The sequence below is a fragment of the Bradyrhizobium sp. 1200_D9_N1_1 genome (genome assembly GCF_052075915.1).
Taxonomy (GTDB): domain Bacteria; phylum Pseudomonadota; class Alphaproteobacteria; order Rhizobiales; family Xanthobacteraceae; genus Bradyrhizobium; species Bradyrhizobium diazoefficiens.
This window is the reverse complement of the sequence record NZ_CP197226.1, coordinates 4048017-4072924: the sequence shown is the minus strand read 5'-3', so window position 1 is coordinate 4072924 and position 24908 is coordinate 4048017. Positions and strand designations below refer to the sequence as shown.

Annotated in this window: 24 protein-coding genes; 13 read left to right on the top strand and 11 right to left on the bottom strand. The window is 63.8% G+C overall.

The features are described 5' to 3' along the window. Positions 1 to 97: 97 nt before the first annotated feature. The 11 genes from rpoB to AB5K84_RS19460 all read right to left on the bottom strand — a co-directional run bounded on the left by rpoB (position 98) and on the right by AB5K84_RS19460 (position 12633). A complete protein-coding gene (rpoB, locus tag AB5K84_RS19510; protein WP_011088159.1) occupies positions 98 to 4216 on the bottom strand; it encodes a DNA-directed RNA polymerase subunit beta in 4119 nt (1372 codons plus the stop codon). Between the two features lie 483 nt (positions 4217 to 4699). Continuing rightward, positions 4700 to 5077 (bottom strand): 50S ribosomal protein L7/L12, encoded by a 378-nt coding sequence (gene rplL / locus AB5K84_RS19505; protein WP_011088160.1) that lies wholly within the window; start codon positions 5075 to 5077, stop codon positions 4700 to 4702. A 54-nt stretch (positions 5078 to 5131) separates the two neighbouring features. Continuing rightward, complete coding sequence (gene rplJ, locus AB5K84_RS19500; protein WP_011088161.1) at positions 5132 to 5650, bottom strand: 50S ribosomal protein L10; 519 nt, start codon at positions 5648 to 5650, stop codon at positions 5132 to 5134. Positions 5651 to 6237: 587 nt separating this feature from the next. After that, positions 6238 to 7185 (bottom strand): 2-hydroxyacid dehydrogenase, encoded by a 948-nt coding sequence (locus tag AB5K84_RS19495; protein ID WP_110116376.1) that lies wholly within the window; start codon positions 7183 to 7185, stop codon positions 6238 to 6240. 107 nt (positions 7186 to 7292) lie between these two features. Next, complete coding sequence (gene rplA / locus AB5K84_RS19490; RefSeq protein ID WP_011088163.1) at positions 7293 to 7985, bottom strand: 50S ribosomal protein L1; 693 nt, start codon at positions 7983 to 7985, stop codon at positions 7293 to 7295. A 6-nt stretch (positions 7986 to 7991) separates the two neighbouring features. Beyond that, positions 7992 to 8420 (bottom strand): 50S ribosomal protein L11, encoded by a 429-nt coding sequence (rplK, locus tag AB5K84_RS19485; protein ID WP_011088164.1) that lies wholly within the window; start codon positions 8418 to 8420, stop codon positions 7992 to 7994. A 133-nt stretch (positions 8421 to 8553) separates the two neighbouring features. Continuing rightward, on the bottom strand, positions 8554 to 9108 hold the full coding sequence (nusG, locus tag AB5K84_RS19480; protein WP_007602985.1) for a transcription termination/antitermination protein NusG: 555 nt from the start codon (positions 9106 to 9108) through the stop codon (positions 8554 to 8556). Next, a complete protein-coding gene (gene secE / locus AB5K84_RS19475) occupies positions 9108 to 9299 on the bottom strand; it encodes a preprotein translocase subunit SecE (RefSeq protein ID WP_007611620.1) in 192 nt (63 codons plus the stop codon). Before secE ends, nusG begins: the two co-directional genes overlap by 1 nt. Positions 9300 to 9656: 357 nt before the next feature. Next, positions 9657 to 10925, bottom strand: coding sequence for a class I SAM-dependent methyltransferase (locus AB5K84_RS19470; RefSeq protein ID WP_110116377.1), 1269 nt, complete (start codon positions 10923 to 10925; stop codon positions 9657 to 9659). Positions 10926 to 11010: 85 nt separating this feature from the next. Then, positions 11011 to 11997: a lysylphosphatidylglycerol synthase transmembrane domain-containing protein gene (locus tag AB5K84_RS19465; protein ID WP_441232796.1), complete on the bottom strand. Its 987-nt coding sequence runs from the start codon at positions 11995 to 11997 to the stop codon at positions 11011 to 11013. 48 nt (positions 11998 to 12045) lie between these two features. After that, the gene (locus AB5K84_RS19460; RefSeq protein ID WP_231166508.1) at positions 12046 to 12633 is read right to left on the bottom strand and encodes an SIS domain-containing protein; all 588 of its coding nucleotides are present in this window, start codon (positions 12631 to 12633) and stop codon (positions 12046 to 12048) included. A gap of 160 nt (positions 12634 to 12793) precedes the next feature. On the opposite strand from AB5K84_RS19460, the gene AB5K84_RS19455 reads away from it, so the two are divergent. From AB5K84_RS19455 to AB5K84_RS19395, 13 genes are all read left to right on the top strand, one after another. Next, complete coding sequence (locus AB5K84_RS19455; RefSeq protein ID WP_011088169.1) at positions 12794 to 13822, top strand: SDR family oxidoreductase; 1029 nt, start codon at positions 12794 to 12796, stop codon at positions 13820 to 13822. A gap of 84 nt (positions 13823 to 13906) precedes the next feature. Next, on the top strand, positions 13907 to 15472 hold the full coding sequence (locus AB5K84_RS19450) for a PfkB family carbohydrate kinase (protein ID WP_171463779.1): 1566 nt from the start codon (positions 13907 to 13909) through the stop codon (positions 15470 to 15472). A 24-nt stretch (positions 15473 to 15496) separates the two neighbouring features. After that, positions 15497 to 16498, top strand: coding sequence for an NAD-dependent epimerase/dehydratase family protein (locus AB5K84_RS19445; protein WP_028171385.1), 1002 nt, complete (start codon positions 15497 to 15499; stop codon positions 16496 to 16498). Between the two features lie 5 nt (positions 16499 to 16503). Continuing rightward, entirely contained in the window at positions 16504 to 17115 is a 612-nt protein-coding gene (locus AB5K84_RS19440) for a hypothetical protein (RefSeq protein WP_246790626.1), read from the top strand. Further along, positions 17112 to 18149 (top strand): phosphotransferase, encoded by a 1038-nt coding sequence (locus tag AB5K84_RS19435; protein ID WP_038967057.1) that lies wholly within the window; start codon positions 17112 to 17114, stop codon positions 18147 to 18149. Before AB5K84_RS19440 ends, AB5K84_RS19435 begins: the two co-directional genes overlap by 4 nt. Further along, entirely contained in the window at positions 18124 to 18972 is an 849-nt protein-coding gene (locus AB5K84_RS19430; RefSeq protein WP_039184759.1) for a transketolase, read from the top strand. The genes AB5K84_RS19435 and AB5K84_RS19430 overlap by 26 nt, the downstream gene beginning before the upstream one ends. Positions 18973 to 18982: 10 nt before the next feature. After that, a complete protein-coding gene (locus AB5K84_RS19425; protein ID WP_110116380.1) occupies positions 18983 to 19942 on the top strand; it encodes a transketolase family protein in 960 nt (319 codons plus the stop codon). Between the two features lie 8 nt (positions 19943 to 19950). Next, positions 19951 to 21057 (top strand): DegT/DnrJ/EryC1/StrS family aminotransferase, encoded by a 1107-nt coding sequence (locus AB5K84_RS19420; protein ID WP_011088176.1) that lies wholly within the window; start codon positions 19951 to 19953, stop codon positions 21055 to 21057. Next, positions 21047 to 22165, top strand: coding sequence for a DegT/DnrJ/EryC1/StrS family aminotransferase (locus AB5K84_RS19415; protein WP_011088177.1), 1119 nt, complete (start codon positions 21047 to 21049; stop codon positions 22163 to 22165). Before AB5K84_RS19420 ends, AB5K84_RS19415 begins: the two co-directional genes overlap by 11 nt. After that, positions 22162 to 22968, top strand: a complete 807-nt coding sequence (locus tag AB5K84_RS19410; RefSeq protein ID WP_110116382.1) for a sporadic carbohydrate cluster 2OG-Fe(II) oxygenase — start codon at positions 22162 to 22164, stop codon at positions 22966 to 22968. Before AB5K84_RS19415 ends, AB5K84_RS19410 begins: the two co-directional genes overlap by 4 nt. After that, positions 22961 to 23353 carry an LIC12192 family sporadic carbohydrate cluster protein gene (locus tag AB5K84_RS19405; RefSeq protein ID WP_110116383.1) on the top strand — a complete coding sequence of 131 codons (393 nt, stop codon included), beginning with the start codon at positions 22961 to 22963 and terminating at the stop codon, positions 23351 to 23353. Before AB5K84_RS19410 ends, AB5K84_RS19405 begins: the two co-directional genes overlap by 8 nt. 25 nt (positions 23354 to 23378) lie before the next feature. After that, positions 23379 to 24044 carry a class I SAM-dependent methyltransferase gene (locus AB5K84_RS19400; RefSeq protein ID WP_110117323.1) on the top strand — a complete coding sequence of 222 codons (666 nt, stop codon included), beginning with the start codon at positions 23379 to 23381 and terminating at the stop codon, positions 24042 to 24044. Next, positions 24022 to 24600, top strand: coding sequence for a WbuC family cupin fold metalloprotein (locus AB5K84_RS19395; protein WP_110116384.1), 579 nt, complete (start codon positions 24022 to 24024; stop codon positions 24598 to 24600). Before AB5K84_RS19400 ends, AB5K84_RS19395 begins: the two co-directional genes overlap by 23 nt. Positions 24601 to 24908 lie beyond the last annotated feature (308 nt).

Below are 24908 nucleotides of genomic sequence, written 5' to 3'. Positions count from 1 at the left end.
CAAATTCGAAAATCACTCAAGCGGGGCGCCCTGCCCTCAAGGCATTGGGAAGGGGCACCGATGCCCGGCCGCTAAAGGCCGGGCATGAAAGGTCGAATTACTCGGCCGCTTCCGACGTCGGCGCCGGTCCCATCTTGGAGTTGTGCAGGTCGACGTTGAGGCCGAGCGAGCGCATTTCCTTGACCAGCACGTTGAACGATTCCGGAATACCGGCCTCGAACGTGTCGTCGCCGCGCACGATCGCCTCGTACACCTTGGTGCGGCCGGCGACGTCGTCCGACTTCACCGTCAGCATCTCCTGGAGCGTGTACGCCGCGCCGTAAGCCTCGAGCGCCCACACCTCCATTTCGCCGAAGCGCTGGCCGCCGAACTGCGCCTTGCCGCCCAGCGGTTGCTGGGTAACGAGCGAGTACGGACCGATCGAACGCGCATGGATCTTGTCGTCGACCAGATGGTGCAGCTTGAGCATGTAGATGTAGCCCACCGTCACCTTGCGATCGAACGGATCGCCGGTGCGGCCGTCATAGACGGTCGACTGACCCGAAGCGTCGAGACCGGCAAGCTTCAGCATCTCCTCGATGTCGGCTTCCTTGGCGCCGTCGAACACCGGCGTCGCGATCGGCACGCCGCGGCTCAGATTGTGGCCGAGCTCGATCAGTTCGTTGTCGTTGAGCGACTTGATCGTCTCGTCCTCGCCGTAGACCTTCTTCAAGGTTTCCTTCAGCGGCTTGATGTCCTGCTTCGACAGGTAGGCATCGACCGTCTGGCCGATACGCTTGCCGAGGCCGGCGCAGGCCCAGCCGAGATGGGTCTCGAGGATCTGTCCGACGTTCATGCGCGAGGGCACGCCGAGCGGATTGAGCACGATGTCGGCATGCGTGCCGTCTTCGAGGAACGGCATGTCCTCGATCGGCACGATCTTCGACACCACGCCCTTGTTGCCGTGGCGGCCGGCCATCTTGTCGCCGGGCTGGATCTTGCGCTTCACCGCGACGAAGACCTTGACCATCTTCATCACGCCGGGCGGCAATTCGTCACCGCGCTGAAGCTTCTCGACCTTGTCGAGGAAGCGCTGCTCGAGCCCCTTCTTCGACTCGTCGTACTGCTTCCGCATGGCCTCGATCTCGGCCATCAGCTTGTCGTTCGGCGACGCGAACAGCCACCACTGCGACTTCGGGTACTCCTCGAGCACCGCACGGGTGATCTTGGTGTCCTTCTTGAAGCCCTTCGGACCCGCAATGCCCTGCCGCCCCTCAAGGAGCTCGGCAAGACGGTTGTAGACGTTGCGGTCCAGGATCGCCTGCTCGTCGTCGCGGTCCTTGGCCAGACGCTCGATCTCTTCCCGCTCGATCGCCAGCGCACGCTCGTCCTTGTCGACGCCGTGACGGTTGAACACGCGCACTTCCACGATCGTGCCCTGCACGCCCGGAGGAACGCGCAGCGAGGTGTCGCGAACGTCGGAGGCCTTCTCGCCGAAGATGGCGCGCAGGAGCTTTTCTTCCGGCGTCATCGGGCTTTCGCCCTTCGGCGTGATCTTGCCGACCAGGATGTCGCCGGCGCGCACTTCGGCGCCGATGTAGACGATACCGGCTTCGTCGAGGTTCTTGAGCGCTTCTTCCGAGACGTTCGGAATGTCGCGGGTGATTTCCTCAGGCCCGAGCTTGGTGTCGCGGGCCATCACCTCGAACTCCTCGATGTGGATCGAGGTGAAGACGTCTTCCTTCACGATCCGCTCGGAGAGCAGGATCGAGTCTTCGAAGTTGTAGCCGTTCCACGGCATGAACGCGACCAGCACGTTCCGGCCGAGCGCGAGCTCGCCGAGATCGGTCGACGGACCGTCCGCGATGATGTCGCCCTTCTTGACGATGTCGCCGACCTTCACCAGCGGACGCTGGTTGATGCAGGTCGACTGGTTGGAGCGCTGGTACTTCATCAGCCGGTAGATATCGACGCCCGACTTGGTCGGATCGAGATCTTCGGTGGCGCGGATCACGACGCGGGTGGCGTCGATCTGGTCGATCACGCCCGAGCGGCGCGCCGCGATCGCGGCGCCCGAGTCACGGGCAACGACGCCTTCCATGCCGGTGCCGACGAACGGCGCCTCGGCGCGAACCAGCGGCACCGCCTGGCGCTGCATGTTCGAGCCCATCAGCGCGCGGTTGGCGTCGTCGTTCTCGAGGAACGGGATCAACGCCGCGGCGACCGAAACGAGCTGCTTCGGCGACACGTCCATGTAGTCGACCTTGTCCGGCGTCACCGGCAAGACTTCGCCGGCGTGACGGCAGACCACGAGGTCTTCGGTGAAGCGGCCCTTCGGGTCGAGCGGCACGTTGGCCTGCGCGACCGTGTAGCGGCCCTCCTCCATCGCCGAGAGGTACACGACCTCGTCGGTGACGCGGCCGTCCTTGACCTTGCGGTACGGCGTCTCGACGAAGCCGTACTTGTTCACGCGCGCGAAGGTCGCGAGCGAGTTGATCAGGCCGATGTTCGGACCTTCCGGCGTCTCGATCGGGCAGATGCGGCCGTAATGCGTCGGATGCACGTCGCGCACCTCGAAGCCGGCGCGCTCGCGGGTCAGACCGCCCGGTCCAAGCGCCGACAGGCGGCGCTTGTGGGTGATCTCCGACAGCGGGTTGGTCTGGTCCATGAACTGCGAAAGCTGCGAGGAGCCGAAGAACTCGCGCACCGCGGCAGCCGCGGGCTTCGCGTTGATCAGGTCCTGCGGCATGACCGTGTCGATGTCGACCGAGGACATGCGCTCCTTGATCGCGCGCTCCATACGCAGCAGGCCGATGCGGTACTGGTTCTCCATGAGCTCGCCGACCGAACGCACACGGCGGTTGCCGAGATGGTCGATGTCGTCGATCTCGCCCTTGCCGTCGCGAAGGTCCACCAGCGTCTTGATGACGGAGAGGATGTCTTCCTTGCGCAGCGTGCGCTGGGTGTCCGGCGCATCGAGGTCGAGGCGCATGTTCATCTTGACGCGGCCGACTGCGGAGAGGTCATAGCGCTCGGCGTCGAAGAACAGCGACTGGAACATGGCCTGCGCCGAATCCAGCGTCGGCGGCTCGCCCGGACGCATCACGCGGTAGATGTCGAACAGCGCGTCCTCGCGCGTCATGTTCTTGTCGGCCGAGAGCGTGTTGCGGATGTAGGCGCCGACATTGACGTGGTCGATGTCGAGCAGCGGCAGTTCCTTGTAGCCCTGCTCGTTGAGGGCCTTCATGTTCTTGTCGGTGATCTCCTCGCCGGCCTCGGCGTGGATCTCGCCGGTCTTCGGATTGACGAGATCCTCGGCGAGGTAGTTGCCGACGAGCTCCTCATCCGACAGGCGCAGCGCCTTCAGCCCCTTCTCCTGGAGCTGGCGGGCGGCACGGACGGTGAGCTTCTTGCCGGCCTCGAGCACGACCTTGCCGGTGTCGGCGTCGATCAGGTCGTTGATGGTCGAGTAGCCGCGGAAACGGTTGGCGTCGAACGGAACGCGCCAGCCTTCCTTGGTCCGCTTGTAGAGGATCTTCTTGTAGAACGTGGACAGGATCGCCTCGCCGTCAAGGCCGAGCGCGAACATCAGCGACGTCACCGGAATCTTGCGGCGACGGTCGATACGCGCATAGACGATGTCCTTGGCGTCGAACTCGATGTCGAGCCAGGAGCCGCGATACGGGATCACGCGGGCGGCGAACAGCAGCTTGCCCGACGAATGGGTCTTGCCCTTGTCGTGGTCGAAGAACACGCCGGGCGAACGGTGCATCTGCGAGACGATGACGCGCTCGGTGCCGTTGACGATGAAGGTGCCGTTCATCGTCATGAGCGGGATGTCGCCCATGTAGACGTCCTGCTCCTTGATGTCCTTGACCGACTTAGCGCCGGTTTCCTCGTCGATATCGAATACGATGAGGCGCAGCGTCACCTTGAGGGGCGCCGCGAAGGTCATGCCGCGCTGGCGGCACTCGTCGACGTCATACTTCGGCTGCTCGAACTCGTAGCGGACGAATTCCAGCATCGAGGTGCCCGAGAAGTCGGAGATCGGAAACACCGAGCGGAACACCGCCTGCAGACCCTCGTCGAGACGCCCGCCTTGGGGTTCGTCGACCATCAGGAACTGATCATAGGACGCCTTTTGAACCTCGATGAGGTTCGGCATCTCGGCGACTTCCTTGATGTGTCCGAAGAACTTGCGAACGCGTTTGCGACCGGTGAATGTCTGCTGCGCCATCGTGGCCTCTCATTTCGTCGCCCGCTCTGGGCGCGCCGTCCAGGACGCAGCTGCCGCCGCTCCCCGGGTTGAATTTTTCGAACCCGTTTTGGGGACCAAAAATCCAGTTTCAGGCCGTCATGTCCTGAATCCGTTCTTCAGACCTTCAAAACGCAAAACGACGCGCGGGGCGCATAGGCACGCCCGCCCGTCACAACGATTGTCTTCACGGACTGCAAAAGCCCGAAATAGCCTGCTCTCCCAACGGCTTACAGGGAAATCCCGCATCCCTGCCCACCGCGCTTTCGTGCTGCCGACCCGATATGGGGCGACAATAGTGCAGATTCGAGGGGTAAACCCTCAAATCCCCACACTTTTTCGTGTTCGGCCCGCGTCGGGACGTTCCGTCGCACGCCTTTTGCATCCGGCCCACCCTCGCGATGGTGGACCAAGATCCCGGGCTTAGCTGATGCTCGCCCGGGATCTCGCGCCAGTAAGCGTTGCTTACTTGAGCTCGACCTTCGCGCCAGCCTTCTCGAGCTGGACCTTGATCTTCTCGGCTTCGTCCTTGTTCACGCCTTCCTTGACAGGCTTCGGCGCGCCCTCGACGAGGTCCTTTGCTTCCTTCAGGCCGAGGCCGGTGATGGCGCGAACTTCCTTGATGACCTCGATCTTCTTCTCGCCGGCGCTGGCGAGGACGACCGTGAACTCGGTCTTCTCTTCCGCCGGAGCGGCGGCAGCGCCACCACCAGCCGGGCCGGCCACGGCGACAGCCGCGGCAGCCGAAACGCCCCACTTCTCTTCGAGGAGCTTCGCGAGTTCGGCAGCTTCGAGCACGGTGAGGCTCGAGAGGTCGTCAACGATCTTCTGCAAGTCAGCCATTGTTCAGTTTCCTTACGTGTAAGTCTGGTTCGGGTTTGAGTTTTGCGAAGGGCGTCAGGCCGCTTCGCCCTTTGAGGCATGAGCCTGGATGACACGCGCGAGCTTGCCCGCGGGCGCGTTGGCGAGCTGAGCGAGCTTGGTCGCCGGGGCCACAATCAGGCCGACGATCTTGCCGCGCAGTTCGTCAAGCGACGGCAGCGAGGCAAGCGCCTTCACGCCGTCGACATTCAGGACGGTCTTCCCCATCGAGCCGCCGACGATGACGAACTTTTCGTTCGCCTTGGCGAATTCGATGGCGACCTTTGGCGCCGCTACCGGATCGTTCGAAGTGGCGATCACGGTCGGTCCCTTCAGCATGGGGCCGATGGCAACGACGTCAGTGCCTTCAAGAGCAATTTTGGCGAGACGGTTCTTCGAGACCTTCACCGAGGCACCCGCCTGCTTCATCTGCTGGCGCAGCTTCTGCATCTGGGCGACGGTGAGGCCGGAATATTGAGCAACGACCGCGACGCTCGTGGTCTTGAAGACCCCATTGAGCTGTTCGACCGCTTCTTTTTTTGCCGCTCGTTCCACAGCAAGCTCTTTCCGGTTGGCGGTCATCGCGAAAGCGGGACCGCCGGGTTGCACCCATCGTCCCGCCCAAACCTGAACCTCAGGGGGCAAACCCTTCGGACACGCCGGGCAAGACGACAATTCAAAGCCTGCCCTCCGGGAGCCCGCTAGAGCCCACGGCGTGTCGAGGTCCGAACCAGACCCGTTCCGCAAGCCAGCCCTTAAAGCTGGATGCGAAGTGAAATCCGGTCTTCACCCGTCTATGCAGGCCACGCGATTAAGCCGTTGAGAAATCGAAATTTCCCGCGGGCGCCTGCAGTCTTGGACAGGACAAGGTCAGCCGGCGAACCGCCCGACCCCTGCCCGCATTCCACCAACCGACGGGTTTTCCTTCCTTTTCCGGCAAATCCTTGCGGACGTCCTGAAAAGGAATGATCTCCTGTCTTGTCGGGTTTTCGGAATGCGTGCACGAACGCGCCAGCCGAGGCCGGCACGTCCGGAGGCGGTTCTTTAACCGCTCCGGGCCTGCTTGCCAAGAGCAAAATTCACACCAGTTCCAATCCGTTGCCGCGGGCGCTTGACCCGGGCTGACAAGGGCCGATTCAGGCCTATTTGACCGCGTAAGGCAGCGGCTTGCCCGCGAAGAACGCGCCAAAGTTCGCCAGCACGCAATTCTGCATGGCGACGTGCGATTCCAGGGTGTGGCCGCCGATATGCGGGGCGAGCACCACGTTGGGCAGCGCGGTCAGTGCATCGGGCGCGTGCGGCTCCTTCTCGAAGACGTCGAGGCCGGCGCCGGCGATGGTCTTGTCGGTCAGCGCCGCAACCAGGGCCTTCTCGTCGATGACGGAGCCACGGGAGATATTGACGACATAGCCGTCGGCGCCCAGGCGCTTCAGGATATCGGCATTGACGACGTGCTGGGTCTCGGCCCCCGCCCGGACCGCGATCATCAGCACGCTGCACCAGTCGGCGAGCGCCTCCAGCGTCGGGAAATATTGATAGACCAGATCGTATTTGCTGCGGCTGAAATAGCCGACCTCGCTCTCGAAGGCGGCGCAGCGCGCGGCGATCTTGCGGCCGATCTCGCCCATGCCGTAGACGCCGATACGGCGGCCAGGCATGCCGGCCTGCGGACGCATCATCGGCGAGGGCTTTGACGCGGCCCAATCGCCATTGCGGACATACTGGTCGGCGACCAGGATCCGCCGCGTCGTCGCCAGCATCAGGGTCATCGCGATATCGGCAACCGAGGCCGCATTCGCCCCCGGGCTGTGGCCGACCGCGATGTCGCGCGCGGCGGCCGCTTTCAGGTCGACGCCATCATAGCCGGTGCCGTAACAGACGATGGCGCCGAGATTCGGAAACAGGTCCATCGCCTCGGCCCCGAGCGGGGTGCCGCCCGCAGTCAGCATCGCGCGAATGCCGCCGAGCTCGTCCGCCGAAAACACCTCCCGCACGGGCTTGCCGCCGGTGTCGAGCAGCTCGAACCGCTCGGCGAAGCGCGCCATCATCGTCTTGGGGAAGCGCGAGTAGATGAGGACCTTGTCAGCCATTGTTCTTGTTTCCAGTGAACGCCGCCACAAACGAAGAGGGGCGGAATCGGTTGCCCAATTCCGCCCCTCGCCTCGTGCAATTTCCAAACCTCTAGCCGAGGCAAACCTTAGCCGAGAATGGTGCCCGGCTCGACCTTCACGCCGGGGCCCATCGTCGAGGACACCGCAACGCGCTGGATGTAGGTCCCCTTGGAACCGGCCGGCTTCGCCTTGGAGACAGCGTCAGCCAGGGCCTTGATGTTCTCGACCAGCTTCTCCTCGGAGAACGAGGCCTTGCCGACGCCGGCCTGCAGGATGCCGGCCTTCTCGACGCGGAACTCGACCGAGCCGCCCTTGGCACCCTTCACCGCACCGGTGACGTCCATGGTCACGGTACCGATCTTCGGGTTCGGCATCAGGCCGCGCGGGCCCAGCACCTTACCGAGACGGCCGACCAGCGGCATCATGTCGGGGGTGGCGATACAGCGGTCGAAATCGATCGAGCCGTTCTGCACCTTCTCGACCAGGTCTTCGGCGCCGACGACGTCGGCACCTGCCGCCTTGGCCTCATCGGCCTTGGCGCCACGGGCGAACACGCCGACGCGCAGCGTACGGCCGGTGCCGTTCGGCAGGGTTACGACGCCACGGACCATCTGGTCGGCGTGACGGGGATCGACGCCGAGATTGATCGCGACCTCGATGGTCTCGTCGAACTTCGCCTTCGCGCGTTCCTTGACCATCTTGATGGCTTCCGCGAGCGGGTAAAGCTTTTCGCGGTCAACACCTTCGCGGGCTTTGTTCAAACGCTTTCCGATTGCCATGACCGCTTACCCCGCCACTTCCAGACCCATCGAACGGGCAGAGCCCTCGACCATCTTCATGGCCGATTCGATGGTGTCGCAATTCAGGTCCTTCATCTTCTTCTCGGCGATCTCGCGCACCTGCGCCTTGGTCACCTTGCCGGCCTTGTCGCGGCCCGGCGCCTTCGAGCCGGACTGGATCTTGGCGGCCTGCTTGAGGAAGTAGGACATCGGCGGCGTCTTCATCTCGAAGGTGAAGGAACGGTCCGCATAGATGGTGATGATCACCGGGATCGGGGTGTTCTTCTCTTCCTTCTGGGTCTGGGCGTTGAACGCCTTGCAGAACTCCATGATGTTGAGACCGCGCTGACCAAGCGCGGGACCGATCGGGGGCGAAGGATTCGCCGCACCGGCCGGGACCTGAAGCTTCAGGTATCCGGTCACTTTCTTTGCCATGTATCACTCCTGTTGTGCCGGCATGTCGCCGGCGGTTTCAGGTTCGTGGTCTGGGTCGGATGCGGCTGGCAACCGCCCTCTCCCTCCCACGGCCTCTCTTTGCGCGAAGCCTTCGGCTTCACGCGCGACCCGATCAGACCTTCTCGACCTGACCGAATTCCAGCTCGACCGGCGTAGCGCGGCCGAAGATCGACACCGCGACCTTCACGCGCGAGCGCGCCTCGTCGATTTCCTCGACCACACCCGAGAACGAGGCGAACGGGCCGTCGGCCACGCGCACGTTCTCGCCGATCTCGAACGACACCGACGCCTTCGGCCGTTCCACGCCTTCCTGCACCTGGTGCAGGATGCGCATGGCCTCGGCTTCCGAGATCGGCATCGGCTTGTTTTCCGCGCCGAGGAAGCCGGTCACCTTCGGCGTGTTCTTGATCAGATGAAACGCCTCGTCGGTCAGCTTCATCTTCACCAGCACGTAGCCCGGGAAGAACTTGCGCTCGGCGTCGATCTTGCGGCCGCGACGCACTTCCGTGACCTTCTCGGTCGGAACCAGCACCAGCTCGAACAGCTCCTCGAGCCCGCGCTGCTTGGCCTGCTCGCGGATCGATTCGGCGACCTTCTTCTCGAAGTTCGAATAGGCGTGGACGATGTACCAGCGCTTGTCGGACAATTGAGCGGTTGCTGTAGCCATCAGTGAATGCCCAAGAGGAAGGTAATGAGGTAACGGATGATCTGGTCGGCGGCGAAGAAGAAGATCGAGGCCACGGCGACCATGACGAACACCATGATGGTGGTGATCGTGGTCTCGCGACGGGTCGGCCAGGTGACCTTGGCGGTCTCCGAGCGCACTTCCTGCAAGAACTTGAACGGGCTGACTGCCATCGTTTGATGTCCAACGTCCGTCGACAGACGCGAATGAATTTCAGGGATCCGAACAGCCGCCGTTGGCCCAGCCCTCTGTCTCGAAGGATGAGCCGGAAACCGGGCTCGATTGTTCGGGGGATTTCAAAGCCGCGCCGGAGATCCGCGTCTAACGGGCCGGCTGCAGGTGGCGGGTATCTACTGCGAACGGGGCCAAACGTCAAGGTCACGGCTCACCCGTCCAGCGTCCCTCGTCCCCGGACGGCCTACGGCAGAGCCCATGCGAATCAACGGTTTACCGGGCCGGGTCGAGCGTCCTCCTGACGCTCGGACCGACCTCACCACCGCCTCACGCTGACGGCGCCCGCAGGAGGCGCGTCAATCGGCCCGGTCGACCATGGAAATGCCCGGCAACGGCACCACAAACTTTCCGCCGTCAGCGAAATAACCGGCATGCTTGGCCCGGATCGGGTCGACGTAGCGCCAGGCGAACACGACGACGAACGCCGGCTTGCGCTCGTAAAGGGCGGCGGGCGGCAGGATCGGGATGTCGTAGCCGGGGCCGGCCATCACGTTCCCCTTCTTGGGATCGTCATCCACCAGGAAGTCGATCTTGCCCTCCAGGCCGAACTGCGGAAGCAACGTCGTGGTGCCGACGGAGACGCCATAGCCGGCGACAGATTGACCGCGCGCATGGGCGGCATCGGCCATCGCGACCAACTCGTCGCGAATCGCCGCGATCCGCTTCACATAGGGCGCATAATAGGCCGGCTGATCGACGCCGAGCCGGTCTTCCTCGGCGATGAACCGCGCGACCTCCGCCGACGGCTTCTTCGCGCCGCCGGCGCGCTGCACCGTCACGCGGATCGAGCCACCCTTGGTCCAGATGTGCTGGACGTCGATCACTTCCATCCCGAGCCGCGCGAAGAAGCGCGTCAGCGGCTTGATGTTAAAATACGACAGATGCTCGTGATAGACGGTGTCGAGCAGGTTCTTCTCGGTGACGTCGACGCCGTATTGCGTTTCGAAGACGAACAACCCGTCCGGCGCAAGCACGTCACGGACCCCGATCACCAGCGGATCGAGATTATCGACATTCGCGATCATGTTGTTGGCGATCACGACGCTTGCCGCACCGTGGCTTTTCAGGATGCGGTGCCCGACAGCGTCGGTGAAGAAATCGCCGATGGTCTCGATGCCCGCCTCAGTCGCGCGCCGCGCGATGTCGACGGCGGGATCGACGCCCAGCACCCGCATGCCACGCTCCTTGAAGAAGCCGAGCAGCGATCCGTCGTTGCTGCCGAGTTCGACCACCAGCGAGCCCGGCGCGATTCCGAAGCGGCTGACGACGTCGCTGGCATAGCCTTCGAAATGCTGCCGCAGGCCGAGCGAGAGCGAGGTCGTGTAGACGTAGTTGCGGTACTGGACCTCCGGATTGCCGACATGGAGAATCTGGAGATGGCCGCAGTCCCTGCACAGATGCAGCGCCATCGGCACCGCGGCCCTGAAGACGGGATCGTCAACGCTGGCGTCCGGCACCTGGAAGTTCGGCGTGCCAATGGGCATGCCGGCCATCGGGACGACCAGCTCTTGCTTGTCCGAGTGACAGAGGCGGCAGGTATGACGGACGTAGAACAGGTTTTTCATCGTGGAACCGGAAAACGGAGAGATGCGCGCAGGTGGGGCAATCCCACCCTGTGAAGATCAGATGGACAGAACTGGTTCAAGCGGGTCAAGGGTGGCTCGATACCTCCTCGGCCTTCGCCAGCCCGTAGTTCGGTGATTCTTCCGCAGCCTTCGCCGCCTTGTCCGCGGAATACGAGCCGCGCTCCGGACTTGCCAGCCAGATCACGCCGCCTGCAAGACCGATGACCACGCTGACGGCACCCAGCAGGAGCGAAACCGACAGCGCCTCCTCGGAAGGAACGCCCGCAAGGCCAAGGCAGGCGACCATGGCCCCCTCGCGAATGCCCCAGCCGCTGATCGAGATCGGAACGGCCGTCAACAGCACCACCGGCGGAATCAGGATGCCGGCGTCCAGCACCGAGAGCTGCGCTCCGACGCCGCGCGCCAGGACGTAGCAGGCCGCTGCCGTCACGAGATGGATGAGGAGCGCCGATCCGAGCAGCAAACCGCGGCACTCGGATCGCACGAGAAGAAATCTGACGAGCGTTCCGAACCGGACGAAGCTTGCGATCGCGGGAAGCGCGATGAGACGCTTCGGCAGGCGATCGAGCGTCAACAGGACCACGGTGCCGGCGACACCTGCCAGCGTCAGCCCGCCGATCGCCAGGATCGCGGCCTCGTTGGACACGCGCGACATCAGGAGCGGCAATCCCGCCGCCATCAGCACGATCAGCCCGATCAACGCCGTGAAACGGTCTGCGGCAACCCCCTTGACCGCCTCCGGCCACTGCACGCCACGCTGGCGCAGCAGCCACATCCGAACCGCGTCACCGCCGACCGACGACGGCAGCACCTGATTGAACCAGAGGCTGATCATGAGGATTCGCCAGCCCGCGAACCAGTCCAGCGACACGCCGAGCGCACGCATGATCAGCTCCCACCGGCCGTTGAGCACGAAGGTCTGAAAGAAGATCAGCGCCAGCGCGAGAGCGAACAGGAAGGGGTCGACGGAGACGAGATGAGTCCGCAACCGGCCCAGATCGAGGCCGCGCGCGATATAGGCCAGCACCGCGATCGACAGCAACAGCTTCACCGAAAACAAAGCTGTCTGTTTAAAGCGCGACTGCATCCGATACCCGCCTCAGGACGCCGGGTATTCCGCGCGACCGATGACGAGGTCGATCGCGGCCATCATCCAGAACTGGTGCGTGGTCTCGACAATGTTGTAGCTGCGGCTGTCCACCCAGAAATTGACGTCGCCGAGATTACGCAGGGGATTGTCCGCATTCATGCCCGACATCGTGATCACATCGAGCTTCATCGAACGCGCCTGCGCGACCGCATTGAGAATGTTCTTCGAGCGCCCCGACGAACTGATCGCAACGAGGCAGTCGCCGGCGCGGGCGCTCAGCCGCACGGCGTGCGCGATCCAGTCCTCAAAACCGTAGTCGTTGGCGAGGCACGACATCATGCTTGCATCGCTGAAGCACAGCGCAGGCACCGACGCGTTCTTTGCGAGGTCGATCGCCAGATGCGAGGCGATGCCGGCCGAGCCGCCATTACCGATGAAGATGACTCGACCGCCCTGCTCGCGCGTGCGCAACCAGGCCGTGCGAGTGGCAGAGATGCCGGCAAAAACACCGTCGTCAATCGCCGTCGCGCGATGAAGGCGTCCGACGTAATCGTCGAGGAAAGCCTTGTGATCGGGATCGAGAGATTCGGCGGGCATGGCGTGACGGCTCGACTGCAACATGACGCCCTGATACCGGCTATTACTAGCGATTGCAAAGGTATAATACTTGCAAAAGTTGCGACCGACTGTTAGTCGGCTTCAGGGTTTCACTCAACATTGGCGACGCCCGCAGGGCATTCGCGCTACGGATGTTCCTATGAAATGCATCGTCACTGGCGGCGCCGGTTTCATCGGCAGTCACCTCGTTGATCGCCTCCTCGATGACGGCCACGAGGTGATCGCGCTCGACAATTTCGTCATCGGACGTTCCGAAAATCTGTCGTCGCGCGCCGATTCGAGCCGGCTGAAGATCGTCCGTGCCGACGTCACTGACCGCGAGTCGATCAGCCCGTATTTCTCCGGTATCGATTGGGTGTTTCACCTCGCGGCACTCGCCGACATCGTTCCCTCGATCGAATCGCCGATCCCGTATCACCGCGCCAATGTCGACGGCACGGTCAACGTTCTCGAGGCTGCGCGGGAGGCAGGCGTCAGCCGCTTCGTGTATGCGGCGTCGTCGTCCTGCTACGGCATCCCCGACATCTATCCGACGCCGGAGAGCGCCGAGATCCGGCCGATGTACCCCTACGCGCTCACCAAGAATCTCGGCGAGCAGTGCGTCATGCACTGGTGCCAGGTCTACAAGCTTCCGGCGGTGGCGCTCCGTCTGTTCAACGTGTTCGGGCCACGCCATCGCACCACGGGGACCTATGGTGCCGTGTTCGGCGTGTTCATGGCGCAGAAGCTCGCCGGCAAGCCTTTCACGGTGGTCGGCGACGGCGAGCAGACCCGCGATTTCACCTTCGTCAGCGATGTCGCCGACGCCTTCGTCACGGCAGCGCGTTCCGACGTCTCGCACGAGATCTTCAACGTCGGCTCGGACAACACCTACAGCGTCAACCGACTGGTCGAGTTGCTCGGCGGCGACAAGGTCCACATTCCCAAGCGCCCCGGCGAGCCCGATTGCACCTACGCCGACATCACCAAGATCAAGCGGGTCCTGAAGTGGACGCCGAAGGTGAAATTCGAGGACGGCGTCGCGACGATGCTGAAGTCGATGGACCAGTACAAGGACGCTCCCCTGTGGACGGTGGACAAGATTGCCGACGCCACCAAGGACTGGTTCAAATATCTCGGTGACGACAGCGATTCGGCGCCCGGTACCCCGCAGAAGGCAAGCTATTGAACAGGTTCGCCGGGTATCATTACCGCGAATCGATCAATTTCGGACCAGCCGGCTGAGGCCGGCCGGCGCTTTTGGGTAACTCACATGGGCAATTCTGCGACAGACAAGGCGGCCGTCCATCCGGCGCCGCACGAGAAGATCAAGACGATCGAGGAACTGGGAGCGGTCGCGCGCGCCGCGCAGGCCGAGGGCCGCACCGTTGCGCTCTGCCACGGCGTGTTCGATCTCGTGCATCTCGGCCACGTCCGGCACATCCTGGCGGCGCGCAACGAGGCCGACATCGTCATCGTGACCGTTACGGCCGACCGTTTTGTCAACAAGGGCCCCGGGCGGCCGATCTTCCCGGAGAACATGCGCGCCGAGATGCTGGCCGCGCTCGGCACGGTCGACTGGGTCGGCATCAACCAGACATCGAGCGCCGAGCCGATCCTCGATACCGTGCGCCCCGACATCTACGTGAAGGGTTCTGACTACGAAAACCCCGAGGATGACGTCACCGGCAAGATCGCCACCGAGCGAGAGGCCGTCGAACGTCATGGCGGTCGCATCGTCTTCACGCGCGACGTGACCTTCAGCTCGTCGTCGCTGATGAACCGCTACTTCGACATCTACGATCCCCCTCTGCGCGACTACCTCCAGAAGGTGCGCGAAGGCGGTGGCGCCGAACGACTGCTGAAGCTGATCGACAAGATCCAGGACATGCACGTCGTGCTGGTCGGCGACACCATCATCGACGAATACCAGTACGTCACGGCGCTCGGAAAGGCCTCGAAGGAAAACATCGTCGCCACCCTGCTCAAGAACGGCGAGCAATTTGCCGGCGGCGTCATCGCCGCGGCCAATCACGTGGCGAGCTTCTGCAAGTCGGTGGAGATCGTCACGACGCTGGGTGGCAACGACTACCCTGAAGAGTTCATCCGCGCCCATGTCCGCCCGAATGTCACGCTCACGCCGATCCGCGTTCAGGGCCGTCCGACGACCCGCAAATTGCGATACGTCGAGCTGGGCTATCTGCACAAGCTCTTCGAAGTCTACACCATGGACGACACGCCGCTCGACGAGACCGAGCGGAAGGAGATCGACCGCATCACCGCCGAGCGCGTTCGCGGCGGGGATGTGGTGATCGTCACCGACTTCGGTCACGGCATGATCGCACCCAGCACGATCGACACGCTGATCGCGAACTCCAGGTTCCTGGCGATCAACGCCCAGAGCAACAGCGGAAACCACGGCTACAATCTGATCACGAAGTATCCGCGCGCCGACTACATCTGCATCGACGCGCCGGAAGCGCGCCTGGCGGCCACCGACAAGTTCAACGACATCGCATCGGTGATCGAGAACGGCCTGCACCGCAAGATCGACTGCAACAACATGATCATCACGCACGGCTCCTTCGGCTGCTACCCCTTCTCGTCGAAGACGGGTGTCGCGCGTGTCCCCGCTTTCACCAAGACCGTCGTCGACACCGTCGGCGCGGGCGATGCCTTCCTGACGATCACGGCGCCGCTGGTTGCCGCCGGCGGCAATATCGAGGACGTCGCCTTCATCGGCAATGCCGCAGGCGCGATCAAGGTCGGCATCGTCGGTCACCGCAACTCGGTCGAAAAGGCCCCCCTGGTCAAGTTTGTCACCGCGTTGCTGAAATAGCGCAAAGAATTCTGGAGAACGACAGTGATTGATCAGAAATGGAACGTGATGGTCACCGGTGGCGCCGGCTATGTCGGCAGCGTGCTGGTTCCCCACTTGCTGGCCGCGGGCCACAAGGTCACCGTGCTCGACCTGTTCATGTATGGCGAATCCGTCTTCGACGCGGTTCGCAACAATCCGAATCTCCGGCTGATCAAGGGCGACATCCGCGATGAGGCCGCGATCAACGAGGCCCTGCGCGGCAACAACGCGGTGATCCACCTCGCCTGCATCTCCAACGACCCCTCGTTCGAGCTGGATCCGGCGCTCGGCAAGTCCATCAACTACGACTGCTTCCGGCCGATGGTGCGCGCCGCGAAGAAGGCCGGCATCAAGCGCTTCATCTACGCCTCCTCCTCGAGCGTCTACGGCATCAAGGACGAGGCCGAGGTGACCGAGGAGCTGTCCTGCGAGCCGCTCACGGACTACTCGAAGTTCAAGGCGATGTGCGAGACCGACCTTGCCGACGAGGCGGCGTCCGGGTTCGTCGCCTGCACCGTTCGTCCCGCCACCGTCTGCGGTTACGCACCGCGGCAGCGGCTCGACGTCGTCGTCAACATCCTGACCAATCTCGCGGTCAACACCGGCCGCATCCGCGTGTTCGGCGGAACGCAGCGCCGGCCCAACCTGCACATCGAGGACATGTCCGCGGCCTATCTGTTCCTGCTTCAGCAGGACGACGCGAAGATCGACGGAAAGACCTACAATATCGGCTACGAAAACCACTCGCTCATGAAGATCGCCGACATCGTGAAATCGGTGGTGGGCAACAACGTCGACATCGCGGTCGAGCCGACCGACGACCTGCGCTCCTACCATGTGTCCTCGGAGAAGATCCGCCGCGAACTCGGATTTGCGCCGACGCACACGATCGAACAAGCCGTGTCCGGACTGGTGGACGCCTTCAAGGCCGGCCGCCTGCCGAACTCGCTCAACGACCCCCGGTACTTCAACATCAAGATGATGCAGAATATCAGCCTGAAGTGAGCGGCGTGCGGATCGGCATCGATTTCGACAACACGATCATCTGCTACGACAAGGTCTTTGCCGCCGTCGCGCGTCAGCGCGGGCTGGTGCCCGAGGGCTGGGAGGGGCCGAAGACCGATGTGCGGGATCATCTGCGATCCCGCACTGGCGGCGAGCTCGCTTGGCAAGGGCTGCAAGGCTTCGTCTACGGCAATGGCATTGGCGGCGCCGAAATCTATCCGGGCGTGCGGGAATTCCTGGCGGCGTGCAGACAGGCTGGCGCGAAGGTGTACATCGTCAGCCACAAGACCCGATTCGGTCATCAGGATCCCGACCATACCGACCTGCGTGAAGCCGCGCGCGGCTGGCTGCGTGGTGCCGGCCTGATCGACGCTGCGGATGCGGCAGTGGCTGCCGGCGACGTTTATTTCGAGGACACGATGGCCGCCAAGGTCGAGCGACTCGTGAGCCTGGAGCTCGACATCTTCATCGACGATCTCGTTGAGGTCTTCGAGCAACCGCATTTTCCGAAGGGCACGCGATCGATCCTGTTCACGCGTTCGCAGCCTCCCCACCCCGAACACTGCAAGCCGATCGCGACATGGACCGGCATCCGCCACGAGGTGTTTGCGGAATGAGCGAGCCCGAGATCAGCGCGCCGGATGCAATGGCGATCGGCAGCCGCCTGGCCGGAGCGCGGGTCGCGGCCGCCCAACCGGCGCGGGCCGGCGGTAACAACAGGGTGTTTCGGCTGGAGATGGCGGAGGGACCGCCCCTCGCCCTCAAGCATTATCCGTCCGACGGGCGGGACCGCCTGGGACAGGAATATGACGCGCTGTCGTTTCTGTCGCGCCACGGCATCATGTCGACACCGCGCCCGATCGCGAAGGATTCGGGTGCGTTCTGCGCGCTGTATCAATGGTTCGACGGCGAAGCGGCGGTGCTGCGCCCTCAGGACGGCGATGCCGATCAACTGGCTGATTTCCTGATCGCGTTGCAGAAACTGCGCAACGCCGACGGCGCGCAAACTTTGCGGAACGCTTCGGCCAGCATCTTCTCGCCCGAGGAAGCCGTCGCCCAGTACGGGCAGCGCCTGGACGGACTGAGGCGCGCCTCGGATGATCATCCGGACCTGCGCGCGTTCATGGACGACAGCCTGGTTCCCAGCACTGCCATCGCGATTCGGCGGCTCCGCCAGCGCTATGCGGAACTCGGCCGGGATCCCGCAGCGGACCTTGCGCCCGCGCATCGCGCGTTGAGCCCGTCGGATTTCGGACTACACAATGCGCTGCGCGCCGCGGACGGCCGGCTGCGCTTCATCGACTTCGAATATTTCGGCTGGGACGATCCGGTCAAGCTGGTGTCGGACACCGCGATTCACCCCGGTAGCAATCTGCCTGAAGCCAAAGCAAATCGATTGACCGAACGCCTCGCGCAAGCCTTCGCGGCTAGGGATGACGCGTTTGCGATCCGCCTTGACGTACTGTATCCTCTGTTTGGAGCGATTTGGTGCCTGATTGTCCTGAATGCCTATTTGCCGGAAAGCCGCTCCCGGCGCGCCTTGGCTGCGCAAGGTGGCGACCTGACGGTCCGCCTCGCCGGTCAGCTCGACAAAGCCCGCCAGCTCCATCAAACGATTTGCCAACGTGATCCAGATCTCACCCCACGCTGAAGCCGCCCTCACCTGCACGCTCGACGAGCGCAGCCTTTACCTGCGCCGCCTGGTCCTCGGTTCTGTCCGTTCGGCGGGACGCGGACATGTCGGTCCGGCCCTGTCGCTGATCGAGATGGTCCGCGTGCTCTACGACGATGTGCTGCGGATCGATCCGAAGAACCCGCGCGATCCAAATCGCGACCGCGCGATTCTCAGCAAGGGACACGGTTGTCTGGCGCTCTACGCGCTCCTGGCCGATCGCGGCTTCTTCCCCCTGTCGGAGCTGGACGGCTTTTGCGGCCCGGACAGTATTCTGGGCGGACATCCCGAATACGGAATGGTGCCTGGGGTCGAGGCCTCGACTGGCGCGCTTGGACATGGTCTGTCGATCGGTGTCGGCCTTGCGCTCGCCGCACGCATGCGCGAACGCACTTACCGCACCTTCGTCCTGCTCGGCGACGGCGAGATCAACGAGGGATCGGTGTGGGAGGCGGCGATGGGCGCGGCCAAGCACGGGCTCGACAACCTCGTCGCGCTGATCGACTACAACAAGCTCCAGAGCTACGGGCCCACCGACTACGTGCTGCCGCTGGAGCCGCTTGCGGACAAGTGGCGCAGCTTCGGCTTTGCCGTGCAGGAGCTCAACGGCCACGACGTCGGCGCCCTGCGCACCGTCCTGAAGCAAGTCCCGCCCGTTGCGGGGAAACCCACCGCGATCATCTGCCATACCGTCAAGGGCAAGGGTCTGCCGGCCGCAGAATCCAACGCCGACTGGCATCACAAGAACAAGCTGACCGACAGCGAGCTCGACGCGATACGCGTTGCTGTCGGCGATTTTTGATCGGCACCCCATGCGCAACACCGCCATGAACATGGTCCACAAGCTCGCTGCGCGCGACGAGCGTGTGCTTTACATCGGCTCCGATCCCGGCGCGGGCACCTTGCGCGCGATGAGCAAGGAGTTTCCGAAGCGCCATCTGATCGAAGGCATCTCGGAAGCGCACATCATCGGCATGTCGGCTGGCCTCGCGATGGAAGGCTTCGTGCCCTACGTCAACACCATCGCGACATTCCTCACTCGCCGCTGCTACGAGCAGGTCGCCGTCGACCTCTGCCTGCACAATCTGCCGGTGCGGCTGATCGCCAATGGCGGCGGGCTCGTCTATGCGCCGCTCGGCCCCACCCACCAGGCGATCGAGGACATCGCCATCATGCGGGCGCTGCCCAACATGACGGTGGTCTGCCCGTGCGATGCCGACGAGGCGGCGCGGATGATGGAGCAGACCCTCGACTGGAAGGGACCGATCTACATCCGCCTGGGCAAGGGCGGCGATGCCATCGTCTCGAAGGCCGAGCACGGCTTTGAGATCGGCAAGGCCATCCTGATGCGGCCGCCGGGTGACGTCCTCATGGTGACCACCGGAATCATGCTTCAGCGGGCGCTGGCTGCAGCCGACCTGCTGGCGGCACAAGGCGTCCGCGCGGGCATCCTGCACATGCATACCGTCAAGCCGCTCGACACCGGGGCGCTGCTGCAAGCGATCCGCGGCATCAAGCTTGTGGCAACTCTCGAGGAGCATGTCCCGTCCGGCGGCCTCGGCAGCGCGGTCGCGGAGACGCTGATCGACAAGCTCGGGGCAGGCCTGCCGGCGATGCTGCGGCTGTCGCTGCCGGACAGCTTCATGCACAATTACGGCTCGCAGGACTCGCTGCTGAAGAAGCACGGGCTTTCCGCCGGCGCCATTGCCGCCTCGATCGAGCGCGCGCTTGCCGCCTCGCACACCGCCTCCCCTCAACTCCATTCCACCTGACGGGCCACATGTACGACGTTCGATATTCCTATCTGCTCGAGCAATTCTCCGATCCTGCCCCCATCCTGGCCGAGATCGGCCGGCTGGTCGCGACCGGGGACTTCACCCTTGGCAAGCCCGTTGCCGAATTCGAGAAGCGCTTTGCCGAGCTGATCGGCGTGCGCCACGCCATCGGCGTCGGATCGGGCACCGACGCGCTCAAACTGCCGCTCAAGGCGCTCGGCATTGGCCATGGCGATGAAGTCATCACCGCCGCCAATACGTTCATCGCGACCGTCGGCGCCATCGCGGAGACCGGGGCGAAGCCCGTGCTGGTCGACTGCGACGATTCGTTCTGCATGAACGTCGACTATGTCGAAGCCGCGATCACAGCGAAGACCAAGGCGATCATGCCGGTTCAGTTGACCGGCGAGGTCACCGACATGGGCAAGCTGATGGCGATCGCGCAGCGCCACAACATCCCCGTCGTCGAGGACGCCTGCCAGGGCATCCTGTCTGAGTTCGCGGGAAAGCGCTCCGGCACCCACGGCATCGCGGCCGGCTTTTCCCTGCACCCGCTCAAGAACCTGAACGTCTGGGGCGATGCCGGCGTCGTCGTCACCAATGACGACGGCATGAACGAGAAGCTCCGGCTCATCCGCAACCACGGCATGAAGAACCGCGACGAGATCGCGATCCTCGGCTGCAACTCGCGGCTCGATTCCTTGCAGGCCGTCGTCGGCAACTGGCTGATCGGCCAGACCAGCGAGATCACGCGGCGCCGGATCGAGAACGCGGCCTATTACGACGCAGGCCTCGCCGGCCTGCCCGGCCTGCGCGTGCCGCCGCGCCGGCCCAACGTGAAGCACGTCTATCACCTCTACATGGTGTTCGCCGAACGCCGCGACGAGCTTTACAAGTACTGCCTGGACAACGGCATCGAAGCCAAGATCCACTATCCGATCCCGCTGTATCAGCAGGAAGGCCTCAAGCATCTCGGTTACGCCCCGGGAACGTTCCCGGTTACCGACCGTCATGCCAAGGAAGTCATCAGCTTCCCGGTGGACCAGCACCTGACACGCGCGCAGCAGGACCGCGTCATCGAGACTGTTCGGAAGTTCTGCCATGGACGCTGACACCGGCCGCCGGCGCATCGGTTACGTCAACCTTCCGGCGCAATTCGAGGAAGAGCGCGCCGAGATCATGCAGGCGGTCGAGGGCGTGTTCCAGCGCGGCGATTTCATCGGCGGTGCGGCGGTCGGAAAGCTCGAAGAGGAATTGTCCGCCTATCTCGGCTCGCCGCATGTCGTGACGCTGAATTCCGGCACCGATGCGCTGATCCTCGCGATGAGGGCGCTCGACATCGGTCCCGGCGACGAGGTCATCACCCCGCCGAATTCGTTCGTGGCATCGACCGCCGCGATCATCGCAGTCGGCGCCTCGCCGGTCTTTGCGGACGTGCTGCCGGACCAGAACATCGATCCGGCCGCGGTCGAGGCCGCCGTCACGCCGCGGACCAAGGCGATCATGCCGGTGCACCTGACCGGGCGCATGGCCGACATGAACCCGCTGATGGCGATCGCAAGCAAACACGCCCTCGCCGTGATCGAGGATAGCGCGCAGGCCGTCGGCTCGACCTATGACGGGCGAATGAGCGGCACCATCGGAACCTTCGGCTGCTTCTCCGCGCATCCGCTGAAGAACCTCAATGCCGCGGGCGATGCCGGCTTCCTCGTCACCGCCGACGCCGAGCTTGCCGCGCGAATTCGCCGACTGCGTAATCACGGTCTGATCAACCGCAGCGACGTCCAGGAATGGGGCATCGTATCGCGGCTCGACACGCTGCAGGCCGAGCTGCTTCGCATTCGCCTGCGCAACCTGCCCTCGGTGATCGAGCGCCGGCGGCGCAACGCCGCGCAATACCGCGCCGAGCTCGCGGGCCTGCCGCTGTTCATTCCGCCCTGCCGCAACATCGAGTTCAACACCTTCCACACCTTCGTCGTGCAGACCGACCGTCGCAACGATTTCCAGAAATATCTTGCCGACAACGGCATCGAGACCGCGATCCATTATCCGGTCCCGATCCACCTGCAGCCGGCGGCAGCGCATCTGGGTCATGGTCGCGGCGCATTTCCGGTGACCGAGCAGCAGGCCGACCAGATCCTCACCCTTCCCATCAACCAGTTCCTCTCGGCCGCCGATATCAGCTATATCTGCGCGACCGCCCGGGAGTACTTCGCATGACGGATACGGACTTCCTCGAGGCCGATGAGCAGGCGCTGGCGCAGCGCTTCATCGACGATGGTTTTGTCACCACGCCGGCCGACGACCGCGCCGGGCTCGACCGCATCCAGCGGCGCGCCGCCGAACTCGCGGCGGACTATCTCAAGCTGCCGCACGGCAACGATCCCTATGCGATGCTCGACACCATCCACACGCGCGTGAACGTGGATGATCTCAACGGATTGCGGCTGCACGTCTTCAACGGCCTCAACGCCGAGCCCTGGTTCCGGCCGACCTATTTCCGTCTAGCGCGCTCGACGATCGAGACCATCGTCGGCAACGAGCTCTGCATGCAGCGCCGCGTCAATCTCAGCATCCAGCTTCCCGGCGACAGCTCATCGCTGCTCGCCACCCATTCCGACGTCTGGTCGGGGGACTCGCCGTTCGAGGTCGTGGTGTGGGTGCCGCTGGTCGACGTCCGCCGCACCAAGTCGATGTACCTGCTGCCGCCGTCCCTGAACGGCGAGATGCAGAACCGGATGGCCAGCCTGCGCAGCGCCGAGGAGCTGTACAAGACGATCAAGCCGCACGCGACCTTCATCGAGATCCCCTACGGCCACGTGATGCTGTTCAACCAGACCCTGATGCACGGCAATCGCATCAACGAGGAGCCCGGCACACGCTGGAGCATGAACTGCCGCTTCAAGAGCATCATGTCCCCCTACGCAGACAAGCGCTTCGGCGAATTCTTCGAACCGATCCTGCTGCGCCCGGCGACACGGGTCGGCATGCAATACAAGCTGCCCGGAGGCTTCCATGGCTGAGCGAGCCGGCCATCGCGGCTATATCGGCGCCCGCCCGCTGAACGGCAGCCGTACCCCGCAGCACGTCCAGAACATCGTGATCCGCGACTATGCCCGGCGGAAGAACCTGCACTATCTGCTCAGCGCCGCCGAGCACACCATGCCCGGCAGCTACATGGTGCTCGAGGATATCTTGGATGAGCTGCCGCGGCTGCGTGGCCTGATCCTTTACAGCATCTTCATGCTGCCGCCCGACGAGGCACGGCGGCGGGCGATCTACGACCGCGTGCTGCGCGAGGGCTGCGATCTGCACGCGGCCGTGGAGGAGATCACGCTCTCGTCGCAGAAAGACATCCAGGCCGTCGAGGACATCCTGCTCGTCAATAAATTCGCGACCATCCTGTGACGATGCCGCGGACCGGTTGACGATCATGACCGAGATCAACCTGCTCCAGCCGATGCACGCATCGACCAAGCGGGACTACGTTCAGCGCGTGCTCGAGCATGACAAGGCCGAATCCGCCGCCGTGGCGCGGCAATGGGGGCGCGACTATTGGGACGGCGACCGCCGTTACGGCTATGGCGGCTATCGCTACGACGGACGGTGGCGTCCGCTCGCCCAGACCCTGATCGACCGCTACGGCATCAAGCCGGGCATGAGCGTGCTCGATGTCGGTTGCGGCAAGGGCTATCTGCTCTACGAGTTCACCCAACTCGTCCCCGACCTCACGATCGCCGGCATCGATGTCTCCGAGTATGGCATCGCCAACGCCAAGGAGGACGTGCGGCCGCAGTTGAGGGTCGGCAGCGCCGTCGAGCTGCCCTACCCCGATCACTGCTTCGATCTCGTAGTGTCGCTCGGCGTGCTGCACAACCTTCCACTCGAGGACGTCTTCCGCGCGGTGTCGGAGATCGAGCGTGTCGGACGCGGCGCCTCGAAATATCTGATGGTGGAATCGTTCCGCAACGAGCGCGAGAAGGCAAATCTCCTCTACTGGCAACTCACCTGCCTGAGCTTCCATGGCCCGGACACATGGGCCTGGATCTACGATAAATGCGGCTATCGGGGCGACCATGGGTTCATCTTCTTCGAATGAGACGGCGCGTCCGCGCCCACCGACTTCGCTGCGCGCGCAAAATCCGGAAGTCTACTATTCGGACGACGCCATCGTCACGGCGGACGACGCCACGATCGCGGAGCTGAAGCGTATTGCCGCCGGCAACCCGCGCCTGCGCAGCCGGCTGTGCACGCATCCCGATCCCTCGTCCGGCCTGCATGAGATGCTGATCGTGCATCATCGCGAGGCCTATGTGCGGCCCCACAAGCATATTGGCAAACCTGAATCGTTTCACGTGATCGAGGGCACCGCGCAGGTCGTGATCTTCGAGGATGACGGCCGCATTCGCGACGTGCTCGAGATGGCGCCCTACGGCCAGGGCAAGCGCTGCTACTACCGGATGCCCGAACAGGTCTTCCACTCGATTCTGATCACCTCGGAGTGGCTGGTGTTTCACGAAACCACCGCCGGTCCCTTCGACCCCTCCCGCACGGCTTTTCCCGACTGGGCACCGGATGGCAGCGATGCCGCCGCGGTTCAGGACTATGTCGCGAAGACTGGCGTGCTCGCCGCGGAGCATCTGGCGGGACGTTAGATTTCGACTGATACCGCTACTCGACTATACCGCCTTGAACGTTCGAGGAAGACCTACCCGATGAAGCTGCCTACGTTACGCGCGACTTCAGAAAGATCGCATTGGGGACCGCCGACACGGCGGAAGCCACGCCGTACCCGCTTCCCTTCAATGGACTGCCGCGCGTCTTGCGGGACCTACCGACGACTGCTACCTGCATTGGTTGAGGACGCAACGGCCAGAGGGCTGCGCCGTGCACCCCGGGTTGGATGTATCCGGGACCATCTCATTGCGGGCCGCGCCGGTTTCATTGAACATCGCTTCGTCAG